The organism is Nonomuraea bangladeshensis (assembly GCF_039529455.1).
GTDB classification, from domain to species: domain Bacteria; phylum Actinomycetota; class Actinomycetes; order Streptosporangiales; family Streptosporangiaceae; genus Nonomuraea; species Nonomuraea bangladeshensis.
Genome location: NZ_BAAAMV010000014.1, coordinates 99,315 through 123,377, shown reverse-complemented (window position 1 = coordinate 123,377; position 24,063 = coordinate 99,315). Strand labels below are relative to the sequence as shown.

Genomic DNA, 24,063 nt, shown 5'->3' with positions numbered 1-24,063 from the left:
CACACCCGGGTGGCCAAATTGTCGCGGACCTCCTGCTCGCCGTTTGGAGAACCGACAGCTCCAGCAGGTCCCGGATCTCCCAGACCGTCGTGCGAGCAGAAGGCCACCCATACATACACATCGAGCGTCTCACCACCTTCTACGAAGGGCTGGTCTGCGCCTTCCTGTGGGTACGGAACGGCGTCATCCCGGCCGCCCTCGCCCACGGAACCGCGATCTTCCTGCTGGCCAGCGCACTGGTCTGAGCCGCTGATCGCGTCGCCGGGAGTACCAGCGGATGGTCTGCACGCCCGCAGCGTGCAGACTACTTCGCGCATCCGTGCAGACGACTTCTGAAAACGACACAGACGATCATGGAAAGTCTCGTTTTCACATTCGGGACTGTAAAACTAACGGCGGATCTGATGATCAAGGAAGAGACGCTTGATGTCCGAGACCGCCGTGGAGTCGCTGTCGATGAACGAACTGCCTGTCGAGCCGGACCGCTCGATGACGGACGAGCAACTGATCTCGATGCTCGTCAATCGAGCGCGTAGCGAGGGGCTGCAGCTGACCGGTGAAGGCGGCCTGCTGCAGCAGCTGACCAAGCGGGTGCTGGAGTCGGCCCTGGAAGGCGAGATCACCGATCACCTCGGCTATGACCGGCACGACCTGGCCGGGAAGAACAGCGGCAACAGCCGCAACGGCACCCGTAGCAAGACCGTGGTGACCGACGTCGGCCCGGTCCAGGTGCGGGTGCCGCGCGATGTGGCGGGCACCTTCGAGCCCCAGCTGGTGCGCAAACGGCAGCGCCGGCGGTCCGGCGTGGACGAAATGGTCCTGTCGCTGTCGGCCAAGGGCCTCACGCACGGGGAGATCTCCGCCCACCTTGCCGAGGTCTACGGGGCGAACGTGTCCAAGCAGACCATCTCCACCATCACCGACAAGGTGATGGACGGCATGGCCGAATGGCAGAACCGGCCGCTCAAGCCGTGTACCCGGTCCTGTTCGTGGACGCGATCAACGTCAAGATCAGAGACGGTCACGTCGCCAACCGGCCCATCTACCTGGTCATGGCCGTCACCGTCGAGGGGCACCGTGACATCCTGGGCATCTGGGCCGGCGACGGCGGTGAGGGTGCCAAGCACTGGCTGGCGGTACTGACCGAACTGAAGAACCGCGGCGTCGACGATGTGCTCATGCTGGTCTGTGACGGGCTCAAGGGCCTGCCGCAAGCGGTGGAGACGGTCCGTACTCGCCGAGCTGCAAGAAGTGCGCGCAGAGCTTATACGCCTGTCCGCCCTCAGCGGCGAAAACCTCCGTGGACACACCGAATCCGGCTCCTCGGCTCCCTGAGTTCGCCGCCGTGGCGTCGCCTCCGGCTCAGAGATGGGTACGCGGACGCCCTACCGTCCTGCTGATCGAACTCGGCGGGCCGGCGCCTGCGGGCCATGTCATCAGCATCGGAGAAGCGCTTCTGGCGGGCGTACGTGTCGGCCGGGCGGCGACTGCGCCCCCGGCGCCGCTACGGACCTCATCCGCTGGTGCCTACGGCAAGGAGGCATCAAGGCCGCTCGGAGCGTCGATATCGCGGGCGGCGGCCACTTGTCGGCGGGGCAGGAGCGAGGGCTCTGCGGTTACCACGACCCCGATCGGGGGCATCTCCCGGCGGCACGCGAGTCGCCTCTTCACCCAGGTGGACCTGGAGCATGCCGCGAACCGTCGGGCTCGGCGTCTGGATCGGCGTGATCGGTCAGGTCGGCGAGCGCGCTGCCGGAGCCGAGCCTGTTGTGAGCGATGACGCTGAAGGTGCCGTCGGTCTCCAGGATGACGGCGGAGATGTCCTCCATGGCGCCGGATCCGGTGGAACGGACCGCCTGGCGCACCTCAGAGGCGGTGACACGCTGCTCGCGCATCGGCTGCTCCAGCAGCCGTCCGTCGCGTAGCAGCAGGGTGGGCGCGGATTTGATGAGCCTCCGTACCCGCGCCGAACGCGCCGCGAGCCAGGCGACGGCGAACTGCAGGGCCGCGAGGAGGACCAGTGCCAGTGCGCCCTCAGCGAGGGCGACGTCGGCCGAGAGCACGATGGTGGCCAGGATGGAGCCCAGTGCGATGGTGATCACAAGGTCGAAGGCGTTCATCTTGGACAGGGTGCGCTTGCCCGACACACGCAGCACCGTCACCAGGAACGCGTAGGCGGTCATGGCGGCGATGACGACCCGGATGATCCCGCCCCAGGAATCGAACGACATCGTCGTCTCCTTCCCGGTCCTATTGGTCGCTCCCGGGCTACCCGCAGCGCGCAGCCTGTATCCGGTGCTCGGTGCAAGGATGGTGGTGTCCAGACCTCTATGGGTGCCCGCACTGTTCGGTCCCCCATGGCGGCCATTGAAGGCGGGTACGCCGCGGCCAGGGGGCCTCCGCGGCCGGTCGAATCTACGGCGTTGTTAGGGTGAGCGCCGGCGTGCCGGGAAGGCTGGTCGGCGAGATTGGTGAAGCATCTCGGCCGGAGGCTTGCGGTGTCTTGTTGCCCTGGGTGCCCCTGATGGGTGCACTACTGCTCGCGTTCGCAGGTGTGTTGCTGCTGGCCGTGCTACTGTCCAGCCTGGCTCGCCGCACCGTCCTTTCCACGGCGGTGCTGTTCCTGGTGGCCGGGTTCCTGCTGGGCGACGGCGTGTTCGGCGTCGTCTCGCTCCGGCCCGGCGACCACCTGGTCGCCACCCTTGCCGAACTGGCGCTGTTCACGGTGCTGTTCACCGACGGCATGCGGGTGGGCTGGGCCGAGTTGCGCAGCGCCTGGCGGCTGCCAGGGCGGGCGCTCGGCTGGGGCCTGCCGCTCACATTGGTCATTACCGCCGCGGGAGCGCATTACCTGGTCGGGCTGGATTGGATCGAGTCGTTGCTGGTCGGCGCGATCCTGGCTCCCACGGACCCGGTGTTCGCCGCCGCACTGGTCGGCAACGAGAAGGTGCCCCCCCGGCTGCGGCAGCTCCTCAACGTCGAGTCCGGTGTCAACGATGGGCTGGCGCTGCCGTTCGTCATCGTGTTCCTGGCCGTCGCGTCCGGATCAGAGGATCTGCATCTGGGCGAGCTGGGACTGGAACTCGGGCTCGGGATACTCATCGGGGTCGCCATGCCGTGGGCGGCGATCAAGCTGGAGCAGACCCGCTGGTTCTCCGCCTCCACTGCCTACGAACCCTTGAACGCCCTGGCCATCGGCCTGTTGGTGCTCGCGGTCGGCAAGGTGACGCACGGCAACCTGTTTCTGGCCGCCTTTTCCGCCGGCGTCACAGTCGCTACTTGCGGACAGCGCCAGCGGGAGTCCTTCGAGCACTTCGGTGAGCTCATCGCCGAGGTGTTCAAGCTCGCGGCGCTGCTGGTGTTCGGCGCGCTCATCACCCCGTCACTGCTCGGCTCGGTGGGGTGGCAGGGCTGGCTGTTCGCGATCGGCGCCCTGGCGCTGGCCCGCCCGATCGCCATCTGGCTGTCCTTCCTGAGCTCGGGACTGTCCGTACGCGAGCAGGCGGCAGTGGCCTGGTTCGGCCCCAAAGGTTTCGCCTCCGTCGTCTACGGCCTGCTCGTGCTTGGCTCCGGCATCGCCGCAGCACAGCAGGTGTTCCAAATCGTGGCTGTCACCATCGTGGCGTCGATACTGCTGCACTCTTCTACTGACATCGTGGTCGCCCGTGGCTTCGAGGACGAGCGGGACGTACCGGCTTGGCACGGCATCACCGGACGATGGCGCGGAAGGCCGGATGAACCACGAGCATGAGGTGTTCCTCGGCAAGCCATGAGGCCGGATCGATCCGGCGACCGTTCCCGACAATCTCAAGATCGTCGTGTCGGTTCCTTGCCGAGTCCCATGGCATGAGCAAGCCGCATTGGGCCCCTGACCAGCGGGAAGGAGTGCGGGCATGAGACGCCGCCTGCTGCACCTGACACGCGCTGCCGCGCTCGGCCTGGGTGCACTCGTGGTGTTGTGCGCTGTTTCGATCTGGCTGTCGATACGAGTGACTCCTATGGCGGAGGTGTCCGCGGCCGGACAGACTGTCCGGGTCGGGGCCGCATTGCCGGGCATCACTTTGTCCGGGCCGGGGGAACTGGACCTGTTCGGCCAGACGATACCGACGCAACTGCAGTTTCCGGGGCCGATTCGCCCTCGCCTGGAGTTGGCGCGCATCACTGTCGATGCCCAGGTCGCCTCGCTCATCCGCTCCGGCGACCATCGGAATCTGGAACTGCGGCTCAGCCGCGAGCTGGCCTCCGGATGGAGGCGCTACTGCATACAAGAGATCGCTGTGGCAGGCGGTTTCGCTGCTCTCTTCGTCGCCGCAGCGGCCGCTGTGCGCCGCTCCACTCCTGTCGGCACGCTTAAGGCAGTTGCTGCCGGAGTAGTGGGTGTGTGCGTGGTGAACGCCGCCGCAGCCTACCTCATGGCCGCCAACACACCTGCCGCTCTCCGGCAGGTGCACAGCCTGGGGGATTTGGTGGGGCTGAGCCCATCGCGGCCGACTCCGCCGGCGCAGGGGCCGCCCTTGAGCGGAGTGCAAGCCGTGGTGATCGGTGACTCGACGGCCGCCGCCGTCGGCAACCCGCTGGTGGAGCGGCCGGACACATTGGATCGAGCATGTGGGCGCAGCAAGGATTCCTATGCCGCCTACCTGGCCGCGGCCAACGGGTGGAATGTCATCAACCTGGCCTGCAGCGGCGCCACGGTCCGCGACGGCCTCCTCGGCCCACAGATCCTCGGCGACCGGGTGGCCCCACCACAGCTGGCCGTGGCCCAGCGCGCCACCACCGCATCCGTGATCATCGTCAGCGTTGGCGCGAACGATCTGGGATGGCCGGAGATCATCAAGGTGTGCGCCGCCTCCCGTACCTGCGCCGACCGGCTGACCACCGCCTACTTTCAACAGCAGCTGGCCGCCTTCTCCCGCGCCTACGCCGCACTGCTGCGCCAACTGGCGGCTCTACCACAACGTCCAGCGGTGCTGGTGAACGAGTATTACGACCCCTTGTCGAACAACGTAGGCTGCCTCAAGCCGGAGGGCATGACCTTGGCCAAGGCCAAGGCACTCCGCTCGCTCTTGGACGTCCTCAACACCGTTCTGGCCGAGGGCGCCAAGACCTTCGGCTTCACGGCAGTGCGGCAGCATTTCGCCGGGCACGGTGTGTGCAGCTACACGCCGTTCGTCCAAGGCCTGTCGGACAAGGCCCCTCTCCACCCCACAGTGGCGGGGCAACTTGCCATCGCCCTGGCCGATCAGCACGCACTGGCCAGGGCCGGGCTCCGGGACTGACTCCGGCCGGCATCTCCCTAGGACTGTCGGAACGCGCCCTGTTCCCAGCGCCCGGCCAAGGCTGCCTGCACCAGTCGAACCAGATCCTCCATCCACGCCCGCTCGGCGCGGTCGTATTCCTGACGGTCCACGGCGGCACGCAGTCGGAGGAGCTGATTGTGTACTGCCGCGAGGTGCTCGGGTCGCCGGGTAGACCAGGCGACCTCCCCCAGCAGAGTGAAGAGCCGCGCGGTCACGTGCGGGTCGGCGGCGCCATAGAGGAGAGGCTGAGAGATCACCAGGTCAAGCAGCGCGGGCATATCAGGACGTGGTACGACGACGCGGACTCTGCCGCGGTCATCGCGCAACATGAGCGGTCCGAGGTTCAGGCCGGCCGCTTCGCACAAGAGTGCGGCGGCATGGGACAGGGCGTGCACCGCGGTGGTCGGATCGTTGATCCCCGGGGACAACGCCTTGATCGTGATGTCGACGATCTGGCGCAGCCCGAACGCGATGTCCTGCGCCGCGGTGCGCTCAGCTCCGGTCTGGATCGCAGCCGACAGGAGGTGCGACAGGCCAGCGGCATCCAGGCGATCCCGCTCGGCCCTTCCCTCGGTGACAGGCCAGGCGACGGCGATCGGGGTGCCGGCGGTCAGCCAAGCGCCAGGGAAAGGATCGAGGACCACCACACTGCCCGTGTCGACGGCGGTACGCAGCAGCGCTTCTTCGTCGACCGAGGTGAGAAAGCCCGATACGGTGCCGCACAGCAGCACAGTTCCGGTCTCCGGAGTCACCACGGTCGAGGCTTCCTCGGTCTGCCCGCAGCCGTCCGCGCATCGCCGCATCGTCTGCAGGGTCTCCGTGTGTACGCTGTCCAGCAGCGTCTCCACCCGGATCTGCCGCGCCAGATGCGCTAGGAACGCCACCAAAGTGACCACGCTCACCAGTGCCATCAGGTAGGCCAGGGTCACCGACAGTTGCGGCACGAAGGCCGAGTGCGACTCCAGCGAGGCACGCACCGCACGCAGCACCGTCAGCACATACGTGAAGGTGGACAGCAACAGTGCCAGCGTGACATGGACGAAGCGGTCCTGGGCGAAGGTCCGCAACAGGCGCGGAGAATATTGGCTGCTGGCCAGTTGCAGCGTTACCACCGTCAAGGAGAACGTCAGCGACGACACGGTGATCAGTGAAGTCGCGATCGCCGACAGCACCGTGCGTGCCGACTCCGGCCCGCCGCCGAACAGGAGAGCGGTCGCCTGCGCGGGTAGATTGTCGATCATCCAGGCATCGAAGATAGGCAGTCCTACACCGAGCAGGACCGCAAGAACGACCCCCGCAGCGGGAAGCGGCCAGAGCCGTGTCCGCCAGATGTCACGGGCGACACCCCGCCGTCTTCTGCGTCGACCGGCCAGTCGCGACAAGTCGTCGAAGCGGGCAAATTTCATGGGCGCCTCGTTTCTCGAACTCGGCCGATGCACGGTGCTCAGGCTCGGCCGGAGCACCACCTCGCCCCGCAACCCGGATCCCCTGCTCTTCGAGACCTCACCATTCCCTACCCCCGCGCGCTGGCCCACCACGTCCCAGCCGGTGTTCGCACACGCGGGTGCTCGGGGCGGCCACGCGGTAACGGTACGCATTCGTCATGTTGTGGTTGCTGCTGTTCGGCGGCTACTTGGACCTGATCAGTTCCTAACTGCCCGTCGAGATGGTAGCCGGGGGCACTCATAGCGGCGGGCGTACGCGTGGCCGGCGGTGCTTGTACGCCGGGGGAAAGGACTGCGCCACCGGCCACGCGTGTCCTGGCTGCCGCTGATGCTCGCGCGAATTCCCGCCGACCTGTGGACTCTGGCTCGACTCCTAGCCCGCCGCGACTGCCCGAGGCGCTCGACGAGGTGCGGTCCCCCGAGAGGGGCGGCGAGGAGCGCGAGGTCACGCCGATGACCGCCGCCGCTTTGGTCATGCTGGTGGGGCGCTGCTAGAGCCTGTACGACGTTCGGACCTTTAGGCCGGTCGGAGGCTTCGGATCCATACTCGGCATCATGACCGACCGACCGACCGTCGCGAGAGCCCTGGTTCTTGCGGTTGGCCGCCTGGTCGGTCTTCTCCAGGATGACCCCCTTGATCCGGCGCCGGCGCAGGTAGGCGCAGTTGCCACGGGAGGAGTACACCTCGGCGCCCACCGCTCTCAGCCTGGTGCGCGCCCGGCCGACCGGCAGGCGGATCGTGATGCGCTCCAGCACGGCGCGGAACTGCGGGCTGTCTCCGGCCTGGCCGGGCGTCGGGACGAAGGCCGGCGGGCGGTAGCGACGGTCGGCCGCAAGATGCACCTTGCTGCTCAGCCCGCCCCGCGAGCGGCCAGCCCGGCCGCGGTCAGCCGGAACCGGCGCCGGCGGCGCAATCCGTCGTCGGCCGCAGGCCTTGCGTCCTTGGCGCGCTGGGTGAAGGCCCAGGAGCCGAACTGCTCGGATTCAATCAGTCATTGCAACCCTGCTAGTCACCAGCGTGACAGTCTGGGTAGGGTCAATCGACCAGCCGACCACTCGGCTCGAGTACGCATCCAGCACCACGCACCAGCACACCTTGCCCCCGCGCGCCGGGTGTTCGGTGATGTCGGTGACCCACAGCTGGTCGGGCCCCTTCCGGGCGAAGGCGCGGTGGACCAGGTCGGTGGCGATCTGGTCCGGCTTGGTACGACGCCACTTGGGGCGTCCGCTGAGGTCTTCCAGCCCGGGCCAGCCATCACCGCAATGGCTGCGAACCGCCTTGGGGGCACCACCTCTCGCACCAGCTCGATCGCCCGCCGAATGGCCTGCGGTCATCGCCTGTCCCGGTGCGGGACGAACCGGACGAACGGGATGTGCTTCCCCACCTCGCGGTAGTCCTCCTGGCTCTCGTCGACGGCGTAGCCCATGAGCTTGCACAGCCGCCGGGCGGCGGCCGGGTGCCGGGACGCGTACCGGGCCATGATCTCCGGGCCGGCCCCGGCGGGCAGGGGAGTGGCCGTCACGTGGTGGACGTGTCCGCCGACCTGGATGGTGACCTCGGGGGAGGCCATGACGTTGCGATACCAGTCGGCCTTGGCGCCGAATCCGGAGGCGGCCACGTAGCCGTGCTCGTCGTGCTCGACGACCTCGATGACGGCCTGGCGGGGCAGGCCGGAGACCCTGCCGGTGTGGGTGAGCAGCATGACGCGGTGGCCCAGCAGGGCGCCCAGGCCCAGCCGGTAGAGCGGGATGGGCAGGCGCCACAGTTTGCGGCGCAGCCCGGTCGGTGGTGCGGGCCTCTTGACGATCTCCATGATGTCACCTTTCTGCGGATGTCGCGGGCGGCAGGATGCTCCCCGCGCCGAACTGCCTGCGCAGCACGGGCGCGAACGCCTGACGGGTGATGGCTCGGTTGGCCAGGTCCTGCACGGCCAGCCCGGCCCGGCCGGAGGGCAGCAGCATGCGGGCGAACAGGAGCGCGTTGCGCTGGCGCCGCCGCACCTCGGGGCGCATCCGGGCCTCGTAGCGGGCGAACGCGCGCTCGTGGCCGGGCCCGGCGGCGAGCGCCTCGGCCAGCGCGTACGCCCCGGCCATCGCCATGGAGACGCCCTGGGCCGACACCATGGTCATGCAGCCGCAAGCGTCGCCGACCAGGGCGACCCGGCCGCGGCACCAGGCGGGCATGACGACCTGGGCCATCGCGTCCATGAAGATCGACTCCCCGGCGGGCGCGTCGGCCAGCAGCGACGGCGTGAGCCAGCCCGTGCCGGCGAAGCGCTCCCGCAGCAGGCCTGCCCGCTGGTCGCGCGGGACGCTCCCGCTGTGCGGCGAGCGGAACAGCAGCAGGGCGACCAGCGTGCCGGGCTCGCCGCTGAGATAGACGACGACCTGGCGGCCGGGCTCGGTGTAGTGGGCCCGCACGCGGCCCCAGCCGTAGCGGTCGGGCACCGGGTAGGAGGCCAGACGGGTGCCGAGGGGGCGGACGAACCGCGACTCCGCGCCGAACACGAGGTCCCGCGTCCGCGAGTGGATGCCGTCGGCCCCCACGAGCAGGTCGAACCGCTCGCCGGTGCCACCGGCGAAGCCGACCTCGACTGCGTCGCCGGTGTCGCGGAGCTCGGCGACGCTGTCGGCGAAGCGGATCTCCACCTCGCCGGCGACGGCGTCGAGCAGGGCGCCTTCCAGCGTGGTGTGCATCAGCGGCAGGTGCGGCCCCCGGATGACCCGCTCCAGCAGGCCGGCCGACAACCGGGCCGAGGACCGGCCGGAGGCGTCGACGAACTCGACCGAGTCGACGGGCAGCCGGTGTGGGGTCAGCCGGTCGAGGATGCCCATGCGGGCGGCCACGTCGTAGCCGGTACCGAAGAAATCCACCCCGTAGCCGCCCAGGCGGCCGTGCGGCGCGTGCTCCACGACCACCGCCTCGATGCCGCGACGGCGCAGCCAGTAGGCCAGCGTGAGCCCGGCGATCCCGGCCCCGCTGATGAGGACTCTCACGTCGCATCCCCGGGGAGCAGGCGCTCCGCCACGTCCAGCGCCTCGCCGGTGGGCAGCTCGCCGTCGATCATGCGGTGCAGCATCAGCCCGTCGATCGAGGCGACGGTCAGCGTGGCGACCCCGAGCGCCTGGCCGGCCGACCAGCCGGGGTGAAGCGCGCGCAGCCGGTCGGCGATCTGCTGCCGGGCCTGGCGGAGCTCGTCGCGGAGCACGGCGCCGAGCGCGGGGTCGCGGGTCGCGCCGATGATCAGCTCGGCGGCCAGCCGGGACGCGGGCTCGTCACCGGCGGTCCGCGGCAGCAGGGTCCGGATGGAGGCCAGCGCGGCCCGCTCGCCCCCGGCGGTCAGCAGCTCGTCGACGAGGGGGTTGACGAGAAGGTCGGTGCCGCGCCGGAAGATCGCCGCGTGCAGGCCGGGCAGGCCGCCGAAGTGGTAGTGGATCAGGCCGGGATTGGTGCCGGCGCGCTCGGCCACGGCGCGCGCGGTGACGCCGGGCCACCCGTGCTCACTCAGGAGCGCGAGGCCGGTCTCCACCAGTTGCTCACGCCGCCGGTCCCCACGTGCCGAATTTGGTCGTTCGGCCAAATTGGTCATACGGCCAATTTAGCACGCGCGCCCGGCCCTGACGGCCAGCGCCTGTTCGTCATCGCCTTCCTCATCGAGGGCGCATTACGCGCCGACTACGGCCCCATCCGGCATCCGGTCAGTTTTTTGGCGCTGGGCTCGTCCGGGTGGACACAGATCGCCAACTTCGTCACCGCCGGCCTGCTGATGCTTCTCTTCGCCATCGGCCTACGCCGACGTCTTCGCGCCGCTGGACGACCCTCGACCTGGGGCCCTGCTGGTCGGGGCGTACGCGATCGGGCTGATCGGCGTCGGCGTCTTCGTGACCGATCCGGTAGGCGGCTACCCGCCCGGCACGCCCGACCAGGCCCACCGCTCGGGTTCGCGCCACCAGCCCCAAAGTAACGCTGTGTAATGTTTCTGGTTCAACACGTAGTGGTTACAGCTGGGCGGTACCGGACCGTAGACACGTCCGTGCCGAGCAGGGTGGCTTGCGCATCTTCAGTGCGATCGGGGGAGAAGGGATCCCTGCCGATGCGCAGAGAGTGGCAGCTGGAGGACCTCATCGAGTGCTGGACTCTCGATGAGGGCGAGATCGATCTGCTGGCGAACAAGAGCGGTGCCACCCGTCTTGGGTTCGCCTTGATCCTTAAGTATTTCGAGCTGGAGGGGCGTTTTCCTCGCCGCGAGGACGTTCCGAAGGCGGCGGTGGACTACATGGCGGGCCAGGTGAAGGTCGATCCGGCCCTGTTCGCCCAGTACCAGTGGTCGGGCAGCACGATCGAGTATCACCGGTCCCAGGTCCGCCAGTTCCACGGCTTCCGGCAGCCGACGGTTGCCGATGAAGACAAGCTGATCTTCTGGCTGGCCGGTGAGATCTGCCCGGTGGAGACCGCGCGGGAGCGGTTGCGGGCCGCGCTGCTGGCCCGCTGCCGGGAGGAACGGATGGAGCCTCCCGCGGCCAAGCGCGTCGAACGTCTCGCTGGAGCGGCCGAGGCGATGTTCGAGCGCGAGTTCACCGCCACCACGGCTCAGCGGTTGCCGGCCGCGGCGGTCGCCGCGCTGGAGGACTTGATCGCGGTCCCCGATCCCGTCCCGGACGGCGAGGGAGAGGGCGGCGCGGCGATGCGCAGCTTCTTGCAGGAACTGAAGGAGGACCCCGGACCGCTGCAGTTGGAGACGTTGCTGGCCGAGATCGTCAAGCTGGAGCGGGTCAAGGCGATCGGGCTGCCGGAGACGCTGTTCGAGGGGACCTCGGAGAAGGTCGTGGAGGCGTGGCGGGCGCGGGCGATGCGCATGTACCCCTCCGACTTCGCCGCCGCGCCGGACGCGATCAGGCTGACCCTGCTGGCGGCGTTGTGCTGGGTGCGCAAGACCGAGATGATCGACGGCCTGGTCGAGTTGCTGATCCAGATCGTGCACAAGATCAGCGTGCGGGCCGAGCGGAAGGTGGAGAACGAGCTCGGTAGCGAGTTCCGGCGGGTGCAGGGCAAGCACGGCATCTTGGCGCGGCTGGCACAGGCGGCGCTGGACCTGCCGGAGGAACTCGTCCGTACGGCGATCTATCCGGTGGTGGGCACGGCCACGCTGGCTGACATCATCGCCGAGGCCAAGGCGAATGAGAAGGAGCTGCGTACCCGGGTGCGGGTCAAGCTGCGCGGCTCCTACTCGCGGCACTACCGGCGCGGGCTGCCCAAGCTGCTGCGCGCGCTGGACTTCCGCTGCAACAACACCGCCTTCCAGCCGGTGATGGACGCGTTGGCGCTGCTGGAGCGCTACGCCGATTCCGAGGCCGTCTTCTACGACGCCACCGAGATGGTGCCGATCGAGCACGTGGTGCCTGAGGACTGGCAGGAGGCGGTGGCCGACGAGCGCGGCCGTATCGAGCGCATCCCGTACGAGCTGTGCGCGCTGGTGGCGCTGCGCAAGGCGATCCGGCGCCGCGAGATCTGGGTGGAGGGCGGCAAGACCTGGCGCAACCCCGAGGCCGACCTGCCGGCTGACTTCGACGACAACCGGGATGTGCATTATGAGGCCCTGGCCAAGCCGCGTGATGCGGCGGTGTTCATCGCCGACCTGCAACGCCGCCACACCGCCGCTCTGGACCGGCTGGAGACGGCGCTGCGCAAGGGCAGCACCGGCGGGGTGATGATCACGCGGAAGAAGGGTGAGCCGTGGATCAGCGTGCCGCCGCTGGACAAGCAGGAGGAGCCTGCCGGGCTGAAGGCGCTGAAGGCGGAGATCTCCCGCCGGTGGGGTGTGATCGACCTCTTGGACGTGCTCAAGGATGTCGCCCACGTCACCGGCTACACCGCCGCGTTCACTTCGGTGGCCTCGCGCACTGTCCTCGAGGAGGCGGTGCTGCGGCGACGGTTGCTGCTGTGCCTGTACGGGCTGGGCACGAACGTCGGGATCAAACGGGTGGCCGACGGGGTGGCCGCGGCCGCGCTGCCGGCCGGGCAGCTCGACACCGAGGCGGCCCTGCGGCGCACCCGCCGGCTGTTCATCAACCGGGACAACCTGCGCGGCGCGATCCGCGTGATCGTCAATGCCACGTTGAAGGCGCGCGATGTGACCCTGTGGGGCGAGGGCACCTCGTGCGCGTCCGACTCGCGCAAGTTCGGATCCTGGGCGGCCAATGCAATGACCGAATGGCATCAGCGCTACGGCGGGCCCGGAATCATGGTGTATTGGCACGTCGAACGCAAGAGCGTGTGCATCTACAGCCAGGTCACGAGCACGACCGCCTCGGAAGTGGCCTCGATGATCGAGGGCCTGCTGCGGCACCTGACCGACGCCGACATCGATCGCCAGTACACCGACACCCACGGCGCCTCGATCGTCGGGTTCGCCTTCTCCGAACTGCTGGACTTCAAGCTGCTGCCTCGGCTGAAGAACATCGGCTCGGCACGGCTGTACCGGCCCGGGACCGGCCCCGAAACCGGCGGGGGCGAGGCCTGGCCGCGCCTGGAGACGGTGCTGTCGACCAAGATCATCGACTGGGATCTCATCGCCCGCCACTACGACCAGATGATCAAGTACGCGACCGCGCTGCGGCTGCGCACCGCCGAGTCCCACCAGATGCTGCGCCGTTTCACCCGCGGTGGCCCCAAGCACCCCACCTACCAGGCGATCGAGGAGCTGGGCCGCGTCATCAGGACGATCTTCATTTGTGAGTACCTCGCGGATGAGGAACTCAGGCGCGAGATCGGCGAGGGCCTGAACGTGGTGGAGAACTTCAATTCCGCCAGCAAGGACCTGTTCTACGGCAAGGCCGGCGACCTGACCGGGGATGACCGCGAGCACGCCGAGGTCTCGGCGCTGGCGCTGCACCTCCTCGCCGCCGCGATCACCTACCTCAACACGCACCTGATCCAAATGGTGCTGCGCGATCCTGGCTGGAAGAAGCAGCTGAGCCCGGCCGACCGGCGGGGGCTGACCGCGCTGTTCTGGTCGCATCTGAACCTGTACGGGCGCTTCGAGCTCGACATGAACCGCCACCTGGAGCTGGACAACGCCTTGGACACCGTCGTTGCTGGGCCATCGCAGTAGCAGGGTGCAAGAGACGGCCGGCGCTGCTGACCTGTGGCCGGCCGACGAACCCCTGCGCGCGAGCTCAGCGCGTATGGTCGGCGCGGTTCCACCACGCGGCTGTGGCGATGGCGCCGATCGCGCCGGTGGCCGCGACCAGCAGCAGCCCGGCCGGGCCGGGCGGGTCTTGGCCTTCTCCGGCGATGCCCGCGTACAGGCCGGGCACCGACCACGGGAAATAGGCGCCGTAGCCGAGCGCGGCGATGATCTGGGAAGCGAAGATGATGCCGAACAGGACGCCGACGGCGGCCAGGTAGCCGCGGCCGGCGCTGGCGGCCAAAGCCAGCGGTGTGGTGGTCAGCGCGGCGAGCACGGCCGCGGCCAGGATGCGTGCGAGGCCGTCGAGCACGGCCGGTGCCGACCAGGCGGGCAGGGCGAGCAGGGTGCCGATCCCCAGGCCAAGCGCGACGAGCAGGACGGCCAGCAGCAGCGCCCAGAGGGTGGCGATGGTGAACTTGGCGGCCACGATGGTGGTGCGGGAGGCGGGCAGGGCGAGCAAATCGGTGGCGGTGTGGTCGCTGAACTCGCGGCCGAACAGCCAGATGGCGATCAGCCCGTACACGCCGAGGCCGCCGATGGCGACGGCCTCGGCGAGCAGGGCGAGGTAGCCGGGCCAGTCGGCGCTGGCGCCGGACAGCTGGGCCTTGCCACCGAGTAGGCCGAGCGCGCGGGCGCGGGCGGGGTCGGCGAGGATGAACATGAATGTGCCGCACACCAGCGCGGCGATGGTGAAGGCCAGCGCGGTGATCCAGGGCAGGCGGCTGCGTCGTGCCTTGAGCAGCTCGGCCCACAGCGCGTCACGCATCTCCGGCCGCCTTCCCAGCCTCGGACACGGCCTCGGACATGGCCTCGGGCGCGACCTCAGGCGCGACGGGGCTGACAGTACGAAGGAAGAAGGCTTCGAGGTCCTCTTCCTCCAGGTGCAGGTCGGCAGGCGGGATGCCGCCGTGGACGAGGACGGTGGCGACCTGTTCCGGTTGGGCCAGGGCGCGGGGATCGGTGAGCAGTAGGCCGGTTGGCGTGGCGGGTTCGGGGTGGTAGCCGGCGGCGTGCAGCACCGCGGCGGCGGTGTGGTCGTCGCGGGTGGCCAGGCGCAGGTGGCGGCTGCGGTGCCGGTCCAGGTGGGCGGCGTCGTGCTCGCCGAGCAGGCGGCCGTGGTGCAGGATGCCGATCCGGGTGGCCAGGCGGGCGACCTCGGCCAGCAGGTGGCTGGACAGCAGCACGGTGGTGCCGTGCTGGTGGGCCAGGCCGGCGAGCAGGGCGCGGATCTCGGCGACGCCGGCGGGGTCGAGGCCGTTGACCGGTTCGTCGAGGATGAGCAGGGCGGGGGCGTGCAGCAGGGCTCTGGCCAGGGCCAGGCGCTGCAGGTTACCGAGCGACAGGGTGCGGGCGCGGCGGTCGGCGTACGGGGTGAGCGCGAGACGTTCGATGATGTCGCCGACGGCGCTGCCGGCGCTGCCGGCGCTGCCGGCGGGGCCGGGCAGGCGGCGCAACCGTCGGACGACCTCCAGGTTCTCCCGCACGGTGAGCTCGGGATAGGCGGCGGCCGCCTCCACCAGGTAGCCCACCCGCGCCCAGGCGGAGCGATCGCCGCCGGTGACGTCGGCGCCCAGGACGCGCACGGTTCCGGCGGTGGGGGTGATCATGCCGAGCAGCATGCGGATCAGGGTCGTCTTGCCGGCGCCGTTGAGACCCAGCAGCGCGTAGATCTGCCCGGCAGGTACGCGCAGGGTGACGTCGTCGACCGCTCGCACGTCGCCGAAGTGCTTGCTCAGGTGGGTGATCTCGATGGCGGGGAGCGCCGTGGTGCGGCGGGTGGCCTCGGGGGGGACGGTGTTTCGGGGGTGCATGGGCACATCCCTGTCTCGATGCGGACTGGACGTGCCGACCAGGCTTCCCGGCTCACCTGGCGTTCAGCCTACGCCCGGCGGCCCGTCCCGGACAGGGCCCGCGCGTACGGGGCTCAGCCGGAGGGGTGCCGCTCCTGCCAGCGGCGCAGCAGGCCGGGCAGTTCGCCGAGCAGGAACTCGTAGAAGTCGTGCATCTGCCTCAGCCGTTCGTGGGCGGGGTCGCCGGGGGCGGTGGCGGCGATGCCGGCTTCGGCGGCCTGCAGCATGACCTGGACGACGGTGTTCTGCGTGGAGAACAGGGTGGGCCAGGCGTCCTCGCGCAGCCGGTAGTGCTCGCGACGGCTGCCGGGCGCGGGCAGGCGTTCGATCAGGCCGGTGGACAGCAGGGACCTGACCGCACCGGACACCGCGCCGGCGCTCGCGCCGAGCCGGTCGCCGATCTCGCCCATGGTGATCGTCTCGGCGCCGGTGAACAGGAACACCGCCAGGACACGCGCCGACATGCGCTGCAGGCCGCCCTCGGTCAGCGTCAGCGCCAGCCGTTCGGCCGCTTGCCATCGCTCGTGCTCACTCAACCCGGTCACCTCCCCCGAGGAGCCTACCTGGAAGTTCGAGAGTTCAGAAATTTCTGAAAATAGGCTATGTTGCCGGTATTCGGCCCTCACTCGGGTCGACGGTGTGCCGGGAAGCCTGGTCGGCGAGCGAAGAAGTCCCCTCTCCGGCAAGGAGCGCCGATGAAGGTCCTCATCCTCACCCACGGCACCCGTGGCGACGTCCAGCCGTACGCGGCCCTCGCGCTCGCCCTGGACCGGGCCGGGCACCAGGCGGTCCTGGCCGCCCCCTCGGCGATGGCGAGCCTGGCGGAGCCACACGGCATCGCCTTCGCGCCCCTGCACGACGGCCCGAACACGCTCCTCGACGACCCGGACATCCGCCAGGCCGTCGAGACCAACTACCGCGGCCTGCGCGGCAAGAAGGTCGCCCTGCAGGTGATGCGCCGCACCAAGCCGCTCATGGCCGAGGTCTTCGCCAACGTGGCGCGGGTGGCCGAGCAGGGCGCCGACCTGGTCGTGCACGCGCCCAGCATGCCGGGCGGGCACGTGGCCGAACGGCTCGGTGTGCCCGCCGTCCTCGCCGCGCTGCAGCCGGTGTGGGTGCCCACCGCCGCCTTCCGTAACCCGATGCTGCCGCTCCCCCTGCCCAAGGCACTGAACCGGGCCTCATACCTGCCCGTCAAGCTGATGCTGCGCTCCTTCGCCGGCATCAGCGACGACCTGCGCCGACGACTGGATCTGCCCCGACGGCGCGGCCGGCACGACCTCCTGCGCCGCCCTGACGGCGGTCCGGCGACCGTCCTGCACGGCTTCAGCCGTCACCTGCTGCCACGCGAGCTGGACTACCCGGCGTGGGTGCACACCACCGGCTTCTGGTTCCTGCCCGCCCCGCCCGGCTGGACGCCGTCGCCGGAGCTGGCCGCGTTCCTGGCCGAGGGGCCGCCGCCGGTGTACGTCGGGTTCGGCAGCATGGCGGGCACCGACCCGCAGCGGGTGGGCCGCGTGGTGGCTGAGGCGGTCCGGCTGGCGGGGGTGCGGGCGGTGCTGGCCTCCGGGTGGGGCGGCATGCGCTTGGATCGGCTCCCCGACGACGTCTTCCTGCTCGACCAGGCACCACACGACTGGCTGTTCCCGCGCATGGCCGCGATCGTGCACCACGGCGGCAGCGGCACCACCGGCGCGGCGCTGGCCGCTGGACGGCCGCAGGTGATCTGCCCGTTCGTCGCCGACCAGCCGTTCTGGGCCGCCCGCGCGCACGCCATCGGCGTCGCCCCGCCGCCCCAGCCACAGCGCCGCCTGGCCGCGGACGGCCTGGCCGCGGCCATCCGTCAGGCCGCCACCGACCAGGCGATGGCGGCCGCCGCAACCGAGACAGGGCGACGGGTCCACGCTGAGGATGGCACCGGCCGCGCCGTCGAGATTCTGCAATCGCTGCCGGGAGCATCGCCCGGCTGAAGATCTACCGGTCGCGGCGGACTCAGGCGATCAGCGGCAGGAGCGCCACGTAGAGGATCAGCAGCAGGAGCGACTCGCCGCGGCTGAGTCGCCGGCCGCGGGCCAGCAGCGCCCAGGTGACGCCACTGACGCCGACCATCGCGGCGATCACGGCGGGCGCCAAGGCCGGCGTCCCGGCGGTGAAGGCGATGACCGCGCCGCCGGCCAGGCTGTTGACCAGATTGCTGCCGAGGAGGTTGCCGACAAGCAGGTCACCGTCGCCGCGCCGCTGGGCCTGGATTGCAGTGACGAGTTCGGGCAGCGACGTGCCGGCGGCCACCAGCGTGAACCCGACCACCTCCGGAGGCACGCCGCCTCGCAGGGCGAGCTCGGAGGCGCCGGTCACCAGCACGTGCGCTCCGGCCAGGGTCGCGGCCAGCGCGGCAATCGTCCGGAAGACCTCGACCGCCAGGCGTGGCCGGACGGCGGTGCTCAGATAATCCGTGGTCTCCCCGGCCACCGCGTCGCGCGGCGCGGCGCGAGCGAAGCGCAAAAGCAGGGCCAGCGCCCCGGCCAGCGCCAGGACCAAGCCGATGCCTGCCGGTGTGTCGAGCCCGTACAGCAGGGCGACGGCGAAGACCGTGACCGCTGCGAGGGACAGCGGGGCCTCGCGGCGCAGCACCGAGGAGCGGACCGCCAGCGGCGCGACCAGGCCGCCGACGCCGAGGATCAGGGTGAGATTGATGATGTTCGAGCCGACCAGGCTGCCCACGGCCAGATCCGCCTGGCCCTGCAGCCCGGCGGTGCCGGCCACGACCAGTTCGGGCGCGCTGGTGCCGAACCCGATCACGACCACGCCGACCACGACCGGTTCCAGCCCGAGTCGTTCGGCCAGCCGGCCGCAGCCGAGGACCAGGTGGTCGGCGGCGACGGCCAGCGTGGCCAGCCCCAGGACGCTGAGGACGATCAGGAGCGCCATGTCAGGCTCCTACCGGCGAGGTGACGCGGAGCCGGTGTCGCGGATCGTCCACGAATAGACAGCGGCGACCAGCGACACCGCGACCACCGCCGTCAGCATGACGGCCATCAGCGCCGCCTCGGGCACCAGGAAGGCGGTGACCACCAGCATCACGCCGGTCACGGCGAACAGCCGGCCCCCGACCTGATGCGTGCGCGTCCACACCCGCTCGCTGGCCAGGGTCCAGGGCGTCCTGATCCCCATGAGCCAGTTGCGCCGGATGCCCGGCAGGACCAGCCCGAGCAGCAGGATCAGCCCGCCGACCCCCGCCTGCACGACCCGGACGAGCGGCCCGGCGCCGGTGACGGCGTGCACGGCCGCGGCCACATGCAGGATGGTCAGCAGGGCCATGACGCCGATCGCGACGGGCGTTGTAGGCGCGCGCGGAGCCCGCTCTGCGGGCCAGCCCTGCGAGGACGGCGAACAGAATGGCGATGAGCAGGATCGCGGCCGGCCGGACGAGGAGGGCCCCGGTCTTGCTGCCCAGCCGGTCCGGCTGGCCGCGTACGCCCCAGTGCACGGGAACGCGGGCATCGTCCGGGAGACGCAGCCATGCCCAGAACGAGACCCCTGCACAGGTCACCAGCAGAAAGACGGCGGCGACAGCCGCAGGCCGAGCGTTCAACGCCGAGCACCCCTCACGAAGCCGATCCGATACGACGTTGCCGACCAGGCTTCCCGGCGCTCCAGGAACAACGGTAACCGCGCAGACGGCCGCACACCAGACCTTTCCGACCTTCATGATCTGGGACGCTGTGGGCGCGCAGGTCCGACCGCCGCCCAGATCATTCCTCCGCGGGCGGGCAGAGGCCTGCCTGGCGGTAGACGGCCGTGAGGTAGCGCAGCATCTCGGCGGCGTCCGGCGGGTCGGGCTGCAGCACGCGGTAGGTCACCGCCCCGGCCATCATGTCGATGAGCACATCCAGGTCAGCGTCAAGAGCCACTGTGCCGTCCTGCTGGGCGCGGCGGAGCATCGCGGCGGCCAGTTCGCGGCGGGGAAGGACGTAGTGCCTCCAGTAGATCTCCATCAGCACGGGATGGCTCACCGCCGATCCCATGATGCGGGAGACCAGCGCGCGGAAGCCGGGGCTCGCGGCCATCTCGGCCGCCGCGGGCAGGACGCGTTCGACGATGGCTTGCGGTGGCAGGGCGTAGACGTCGGCGGCGGATGGGGTCACCTCGGTGCTCACCCACTGCTCGATGGCTTGGGCGAGCAGCTCCTCCTTGCTGCTCCAGCGGCGGTAGACGGTCAGTTTTCCTACCCCTGCGCGCTTGGCGACCTGTTCGATGCTGGTGCCCTCGACGCCGCGCTCGACGAACAGCTCCAGCGCGGCGGACAGGATCGAGGCGTCGGTCTCGGGGTCGCGTGGGCGGCCTCGGCCTCGGGTGGCGGTCATCCCAGCGCTCCGTCCAGCCAGCGGGCGAGATCGGCGGGGCCGCCCCTGCAAGCCAGGTGCCCGTCAGGGCGGACAAGCAGGGCCGGCCCGCGGGCGCGCAGCCGGACGACCCTGTCGCCGAGCCGCCGCCGGGCCGCCTCGAAGGCGTCCTCGGCGTCGTCGCCGAGGACGGCCCACGTGCCGCGCAGCTCGGCGTGCAACCGGGTACGGCTCCCGTCAAGGCGCTCGCACGCCAAGTCGCCGACGCGGTCGCCGGGGCGTGGCTTGCTGCCCCGGCCGCCCAGCGGGCCACGCCGGTAGCTCACCCACAGCTGCGAGGTCGTGTACGTGGTCCACCGCTGGATCCACGGCCGGCTGAACACCCGCATCAACACCTGATCGCGCAAGAACCGGCCGAACGGGCTGCCGGCGATGTTGACCTTCGTGGCCGCGGTGCTGCCACGCAACACCGCGGTCGCCAGCGGGCGGCGTTCGGCCTGGTAGGTGTCGAGCAGGCGTTCGGCTGCCAGGCCGCAGGCGACGAGGGCGAGCTTCCAGGCGAGGTTCTCGGCGTCGCCGAGCCCGGTCAGCATGCCCTGCCCGCCGAAGGGCGCGTGCACGTGCGCCGCGTCCCCGGCCAGCAGGACGCGCCCGGCGCGGTAGGTGTCGGCGAGCCTGCGGTGCACGCTGAACAACGACGCCCAGGTGACGTCGTGCAGGCGCAGGCCGGTCAGGCCGGTGCGGGCGGGCAGGATGCGCCGCATGCGGTCGGCGATCTGCTCCTCGCTCGGCTTGTCGTCGGTGAAGGTGGCGTCGTAGGCGAGCAGCCGCCACTGGTCGCCGGGCATCGGCATGGCGCCCAGCACGCCGTCGGGGTGCGCCCAGCCGCTGGTGCCCGATCGGTCGAGCGGTGGATCGCCGTCGAGGCGTCCGTCGACCAGGAGGAACCGTTCGCTGATCTTGACGCCGGGGAAGCCGATGCCGGCCAGCTTGCGCACGGTGCTGCCGGTGCCGTCGCAGCCCACCAGCCAGCCCGCGCGGACGGTACGGCCGTCGCCCAGCGTCGCGGTGACTCCGTCGGCGTCCTGTTCCGCCCGCACGAGCGCCGCCCCCCACTCCGGCCCGCCGCCCAGCTCGGCCAGCCGCTCGCGCAGCGTCGCCTCGACGCGGGCCTGGGAGATCACCATCGGGGGCGCGGCGGTGCCCAGGCCAGGGTCGCCGAACCGGATCTTCATCATGGGACGGTCGCCGGCGTAGGTGGTGATCGTCATGGCTCGTACCGACTCCTGCGGCAGATCGCCCAAGGCGTCCAGGCGATCGAGCACCTCCGAGCCGCGGGCGTGCACGAAGTTCGCCCGCGACGTGGTGGCCGGCCGGGCAGCCTTGTCGACCACGCGTACAGACAGGCCGTGTTGCAGCAGCGCACAAGCCAGCGCCAGGCCCACTGGACCGGCTCCGACCACCAGGACGTCGGCGTCCATCGCCTCACCTTTTATTTACGGATCGGTAGCGTAAACTAAATAGTGCTCTTAATGAGACGTCCTGTCCAGAGGAGACATCAATCGATGGAGGCGGCGGCGGGCGCTGTCGGCCAGCCGGGCCCCGCCGCAACCGACCCCGCAAGCCGACCTCATGGACCGCCGCCTTGTGGGCTGCCTTATGTGTCGCCGTGTTCGTGCGTTTGCGAGCGGCCGAGTTCGCGGAGGGCGTCCCTGAGGGTGGGGAACGTTTCCAGGTCGTCGAGGTCGTCGAGGTCGTCGGGGAACACGTGGGAGCCTCTCGTGATGAGCAGGCGGCCGCCGGAAGCGCGAGCCCGATCGGCAGCCACGCGGATGATCCCGTAACCAGCCTGATCACAGCACGTGAGCGCCCCGACATCCAGAACGATCTCAGGAGGTGAATGCGTGACCAGGGCACTGTCGACGTACATCCGCACGCTGTCCACGGACGGGCCAGCCAGAGGACCGGTCAGTTGAATCAGCAGGACGGCGCCCTGGTCGCGGACTGTGATGGAGAAGTCCTCGGTGTCGAGGCGGGCAGGGTCGGTACCGGACATCGGGGGGCTTTCTCCTGGGGGCAAGGCAGACGGACCAGACTGCGGCCACTGTCACATCAGGTAGCGCAGCCACAGATAGGGAGCCACCAGGGCGACCGTGACGACGGTGACGATCAGGCCGTACTTGGTGAACTGCCAGAAACTGATCGGGGTGCCGTTGCGAGCGGCGATGCCGAGCACGACGACATTGGCGGCGGCGCCGACGGCGGTGGCGTTGCCGCCGAGGTCGGCCCCGAAGGCCAGCGCCCACCACAGCACCTGCCCGGGCCCGTTGCCGTCCTCGGCCTGCACCAGTTGTTCCACGATGGGACTCATCGTGGCCACGTAGGGGATGTTGTCCACGATGGCCGACACCACCGCCGAGCCGCCCAGCAGGCCCATGGTGGTCAGCTCGGGCCGCCCGGCGGTCGCCGCGACCGCGGCCTGGGACAGCTGTCCGATGACGCCGGTCTCGACCAGGGCGCCGACCATGACGAACAGGCCGGCGAAGAACACCAGCGTCGGCCACTCCACCTCGGCGATGGCCTGCTCGGTGCGTACCTTGGTGGCGGCCACCAGCACGCCGGCGCCCAGCAGCGCGACCACCGCCGGCTCGTAGTGCAGCACCGGGTGCAGCACGAAGGCGGCCATCACCAGGGCCAGCACGGCCAGCGACTGCCACAGCAGCCGCCGGTCGGCGATCGCCTCCCGCTCGTCCAGCGCCATGACCTGCTCGGCGCGCTCCGGGTTGTAGCGGAACGACCTGCCGAACAGCAGCCAGCACAGGCCGACGAACACCGCCATCAGGACGACGATCATCGGCGCCATGTGGACGAGGAAGTCGTTGAAGGTCAAGCCGCCGCGGCTGGCGATGATGATGTTGGGCGGATCGCCGACCAGCGTGGCGGCGCCGCCGATGTTGGACGCCATCGCCTCGGCGATCAGGAACGGCACCGGGCTGACCGCCAGCCGTTCGCACACCAGGAACGTCACGGGCGCGATCAGCAGCACCGTGGTGACGTTGTCCAGCAGCGCCGAGGCGACCGCGGTGATCAGCACGAGCAGCACCATCAGCCGGAACGGCCGGCCTCGGGCGCGTTTGGCGGCCCAGATCGCCAGGTACTCGAAGACGCCGGTCTCCTTCAGGACCCCGACGATGACCATCATGCCGAGCAGCAGGAAGATGACGTTCCAGTCGATGCCGGTGTGCTCGGAGAAGAACGCGGCCTTGGCGTCGGTGGCGTGGATCAGGAGCATGATCCCGGCGCCGCCCAGCGCCGCCGCGACCCGGTGGACCTTCTCGGTGGCGATCAGTGCGTAGGCGGCCAGGAACGCCGCCACGCTCGCCCAGGCGAGCACGCTCACGCGGCGAGCACCCGGTCCAGCAGCGCCTGCAGCGTCACCGCGCCCAGCAGCCGCCCGTCGCCCATGACCGCGACCAGCGGGCTGCGGGTGCGCGCCATGAGCGAGGCGAGCTCCAGCACGGTGGCGTCGGAATCGGTGACCGGCAGCTCGCGCGGCCGCTCCGGCAGCGCCTCGCGCACGGTACGGCCGTCCAGCGCGCGCAGGAACGCGTCGGCGTGCGCCTCGTCGACCACCCGGGCCAGCGCGGGATCGTCCAGGCAGTAGCCGGGCACCGCCAGCCGCAGCACCTGGGTGCCGGGCAGGATCGTGAACGGTGTGCCGTCGTCGGCGACGACGATGAGGCCGGGCAGATCCTGGTCGGCGAGCAGCCGGGCCGCGTCGATCACCGGGGAGTCGAGCCCGACCACGGGGAAGTCGGCAAGCAGGTCTCGGGCGCGCACCAGCACATCCTCACGTCAAAGGGACAAGGACCTGCCGACCAGACTTCCCGGCGCACCAGGACACAACGTATCAGGGCCCGTGAGGATCATGGCTT

Annotated in this window: 22 protein-coding genes and 4 pseudogenes; 8 read left to right on the top strand and 18 right to left on the bottom strand. The window is 70.2% G+C overall.

What is annotated here, in order from left to right:
- Window positions 1–89 precede the first annotated feature (89 nt).
- A complete protein-coding gene (locus ABD292_RS40865; protein ID WP_344217290.1) occupies window positions 90–245 on the top strand; it encodes a hypothetical protein in 156 nt (51 codons plus the stop codon).
- A 244-nt stretch (window positions 246–489) separates the two neighbouring features.
- A pseudogene (locus ABD292_RS40860) lies at window positions 490–1,229 on the top strand (IS256 family transposase); the annotation flags it as partial.
- A gap of 438 nt (window positions 1,230–1,667) precedes the next feature.
- On the opposite strand, the gene ABD292_RS40855 reads toward ABD292_RS40860, so the two are convergent.
- On the bottom strand, window positions 1,668–2,231 hold the full coding sequence (locus ABD292_RS40855) for a DUF421 domain-containing protein (RefSeq protein WP_344217288.1): 564 nt from the start codon (window positions 2,229–2,231) through the stop codon (window positions 1,668–1,670).
- A gap of 293 nt (window positions 2,232–2,524) precedes the next feature.
- Between ABD292_RS40855 and ABD292_RS40850 the strand changes: the two genes are divergently transcribed.
- Together ABD292_RS40850 and ABD292_RS40845 are read left to right on the top strand one after the other, a co-directional pair.
- Window positions 2,525–3,751, top strand: coding sequence for a cation:proton antiporter (locus ABD292_RS40850; protein ID WP_344217286.1), 1,227 nt, complete (start codon window positions 2,525–2,527; stop codon window positions 3,749–3,751).
- A 142-nt stretch (window positions 3,752–3,893) separates the two neighbouring features.
- The gene (locus ABD292_RS40845) at window positions 3,894–5,279 is read left to right on the top strand and encodes a GDSL-type esterase/lipase family protein (protein ID WP_344217284.1); all 1,386 of its coding nucleotides are present in this window, start codon (window positions 3,894–3,896) and stop codon (window positions 5,277–5,279) included.
- Window positions 5,280–5,296: 17 nt separating this feature from the next.
- On the opposite strand, the gene ABD292_RS40840 is transcribed toward ABD292_RS40845, so the two are convergent.
- A complete protein-coding gene (locus tag ABD292_RS40840; RefSeq protein WP_344217282.1) occupies window positions 5,297–6,706 on the bottom strand; it encodes a DUF2254 domain-containing protein in 1,410 nt (469 codons plus the stop codon).
- A gap of 393 nt (window positions 6,707–7,099) precedes the next feature.
- On the opposite strand from ABD292_RS40840, the gene ABD292_RS40835 reads away from it, so the two are divergent.
- On the top strand, window positions 7,100–7,240 hold the full coding sequence (locus tag ABD292_RS40835; protein ID WP_344217424.1) for a hypothetical protein: 141 nt from the start codon (window positions 7,100–7,102) through the stop codon (window positions 7,238–7,240).
- Window positions 7,241–7,279: 39 nt separating this feature from the next.
- Here the strand turns inward: ABD292_RS40835 and ABD292_RS40830 are convergent.
- From ABD292_RS40830 to ABD292_RS40810, 5 genes and pseudogenes are all read right to left on the bottom strand, one after another.
- Window positions 7,280–7,659, bottom strand: a pseudogene (locus ABD292_RS40830) (transposase family protein); the annotation flags it as partial.
- A gap of 70 nt (window positions 7,660–7,729) precedes the next feature.
- Window positions 7,730–8,080, bottom strand: a complete 351-nt coding sequence (locus ABD292_RS40825; protein ID WP_344217280.1) for a DDE-type integrase/transposase/recombinase — start codon at window positions 8,078–8,080, stop codon at window positions 7,730–7,732.
- Window positions 8,077–8,559 carry a nitroreductase family deazaflavin-dependent oxidoreductase gene (locus ABD292_RS40820; protein WP_344217278.1) on the bottom strand — a complete coding sequence of 161 codons (483 nt, stop codon included), beginning with the start codon at window positions 8,557–8,559 and terminating at the stop codon, window positions 8,077–8,079. The genes ABD292_RS40825 and ABD292_RS40820 overlap by 4 nt, the downstream gene beginning before the upstream one ends.
- A 4-nt stretch (window positions 8,560–8,563) precedes the next feature.
- Complete coding sequence (locus ABD292_RS40815) at window positions 8,564–9,742, bottom strand: FAD-dependent monooxygenase (RefSeq protein ID WP_344217276.1); 1,179 nt, start codon at window positions 9,740–9,742, stop codon at window positions 8,564–8,566.
- Window positions 9,739–10,275 (bottom strand): TetR/AcrR family transcriptional regulator, encoded by a 537-nt coding sequence (locus ABD292_RS40810; protein ID WP_344217274.1) that lies wholly within the window; start codon window positions 10,273–10,275, stop codon window positions 9,739–9,741. The genes ABD292_RS40815 and ABD292_RS40810 overlap by 4 nt, the downstream gene beginning before the upstream one ends.
- Here ABD292_RS40810 and ABD292_RS49105 point away from each other — a divergent pair.
- Window positions 10,171–10,720, top strand: a pseudogene (locus tag ABD292_RS49105) (DUF998 domain-containing protein). The gene ABD292_RS40810 and the pseudogene ABD292_RS49105 overlap by 105 nt on opposite strands.
- A gap of 119 nt (window positions 10,721–10,839) precedes the next feature.
- Window positions 10,840–13,857: a Tn3 family transposase gene (locus tag ABD292_RS40805; RefSeq protein WP_344217271.1), complete on the top strand. Its 3,018-nt coding sequence runs from the start codon at window positions 10,840–10,842 to the stop codon at window positions 13,855–13,857.
- 64 nt (window positions 13,858–13,921) lie between these two features.
- Here the strand turns inward: ABD292_RS40805 and ABD292_RS40800 are convergent, their stop codons facing one another.
- The 3 genes from ABD292_RS40800 to ABD292_RS40790 form a co-directional block, all read right to left on the bottom strand.
- Complete coding sequence (locus ABD292_RS40800; protein ID WP_344217269.1) at window positions 13,922–14,701, bottom strand: ABC transporter permease; 780 nt, start codon at window positions 14,699–14,701, stop codon at window positions 13,922–13,924.
- Window positions 14,694–15,746 carry an ABC transporter ATP-binding protein gene (locus ABD292_RS40795; RefSeq protein ID WP_344217267.1) on the bottom strand — a complete coding sequence of 351 codons (1,053 nt, stop codon included), beginning with the start codon at window positions 15,744–15,746 and terminating at the stop codon, window positions 14,694–14,696. Before ABD292_RS40795 ends, ABD292_RS40800 begins: the two co-directional genes overlap by 8 nt.
- Window positions 15,747–15,859: 113 nt before the next feature.
- The gene (locus ABD292_RS40790; protein WP_344217265.1) at window positions 15,860–16,321 is read right to left on the bottom strand and encodes a GbsR/MarR family transcriptional regulator; all 462 of its coding nucleotides are present in this window, start codon (window positions 16,319–16,321) and stop codon (window positions 15,860–15,862) included.
- A gap of 159 nt (window positions 16,322–16,480) precedes the next feature.
- Here ABD292_RS40790 and ABD292_RS40785 point away from each other — a divergent pair, with 159 nt between their 5' ends.
- Window positions 16,481–17,755 carry a glycosyltransferase gene (locus tag ABD292_RS40785; protein WP_344217263.1) on the top strand — a complete coding sequence of 425 codons (1,275 nt, stop codon included), beginning with the start codon at window positions 16,481–16,483 and terminating at the stop codon, window positions 17,753–17,755.
- A gap of 22 nt (window positions 17,756–17,777) precedes the next feature.
- Here the strand turns inward: ABD292_RS40785 and ABD292_RS40780 are convergent, their stop codons facing one another.
- The 8 genes and pseudogenes from ABD292_RS40780 to ABD292_RS40750 form a co-directional block, all read right to left on the bottom strand.
- Window positions 17,778–18,713, bottom strand: coding sequence for a sodium:calcium antiporter (locus ABD292_RS40780; RefSeq protein WP_344217261.1), 936 nt, complete (start codon window positions 18,711–18,713; stop codon window positions 17,778–17,780).
- A gap of 9 nt (window positions 18,714–18,722) precedes the next feature.
- Window positions 18,723–19,103: an SdpI family protein gene (locus ABD292_RS40775; protein WP_344217259.1), complete on the bottom strand. Its 381-nt coding sequence runs from the start codon at window positions 19,101–19,103 to the stop codon at window positions 18,723–18,725.
- Window positions 19,104–19,212: 109 nt separating this feature from the next.
- Window positions 19,213–19,494, bottom strand: a pseudogene (locus tag ABD292_RS49100) (DUF1648 domain-containing protein); the annotation flags it as partial.
- Window positions 19,495–19,537: 43 nt separating this feature from the next.
- Window positions 19,538–20,149, bottom strand: coding sequence for a TetR/AcrR family transcriptional regulator (locus tag ABD292_RS40770; protein WP_344217257.1), 612 nt, complete (start codon window positions 20,147–20,149; stop codon window positions 19,538–19,540).
- Window positions 20,146–21,609 (bottom strand): FAD-dependent oxidoreductase, encoded by a 1,464-nt coding sequence (locus ABD292_RS40765; RefSeq protein ID WP_344217255.1) that lies wholly within the window; start codon window positions 21,607–21,609, stop codon window positions 20,146–20,148. Before ABD292_RS40765 ends, ABD292_RS40770 begins: the two co-directional genes overlap by 4 nt.
- A 176-nt stretch (window positions 21,610–21,785) precedes the next feature.
- Window positions 21,786–22,184 carry an STAS domain-containing protein gene (locus ABD292_RS40760; RefSeq protein WP_344217253.1) on the bottom strand — a complete coding sequence of 133 codons (399 nt, stop codon included), beginning with the start codon at window positions 22,182–22,184 and terminating at the stop codon, window positions 21,786–21,788.
- A gap of 51 nt (window positions 22,185–22,235) precedes the next feature.
- Window positions 22,236–23,528 (bottom strand): ArsB/NhaD family transporter, encoded by a 1,293-nt coding sequence (locus ABD292_RS40755; protein ID WP_344217251.1) that lies wholly within the window; start codon window positions 23,526–23,528, stop codon window positions 22,236–22,238.
- Window positions 23,525–23,968, bottom strand: a complete 444-nt coding sequence (locus ABD292_RS40750) for a CBS domain-containing protein (RefSeq protein WP_344217249.1) — start codon at window positions 23,966–23,968, stop codon at window positions 23,525–23,527. The genes ABD292_RS40755 and ABD292_RS40750 overlap by 4 nt, the downstream gene beginning before the upstream one ends.
- Window positions 23,969–24,063: the final 95 nt, after the last annotated feature.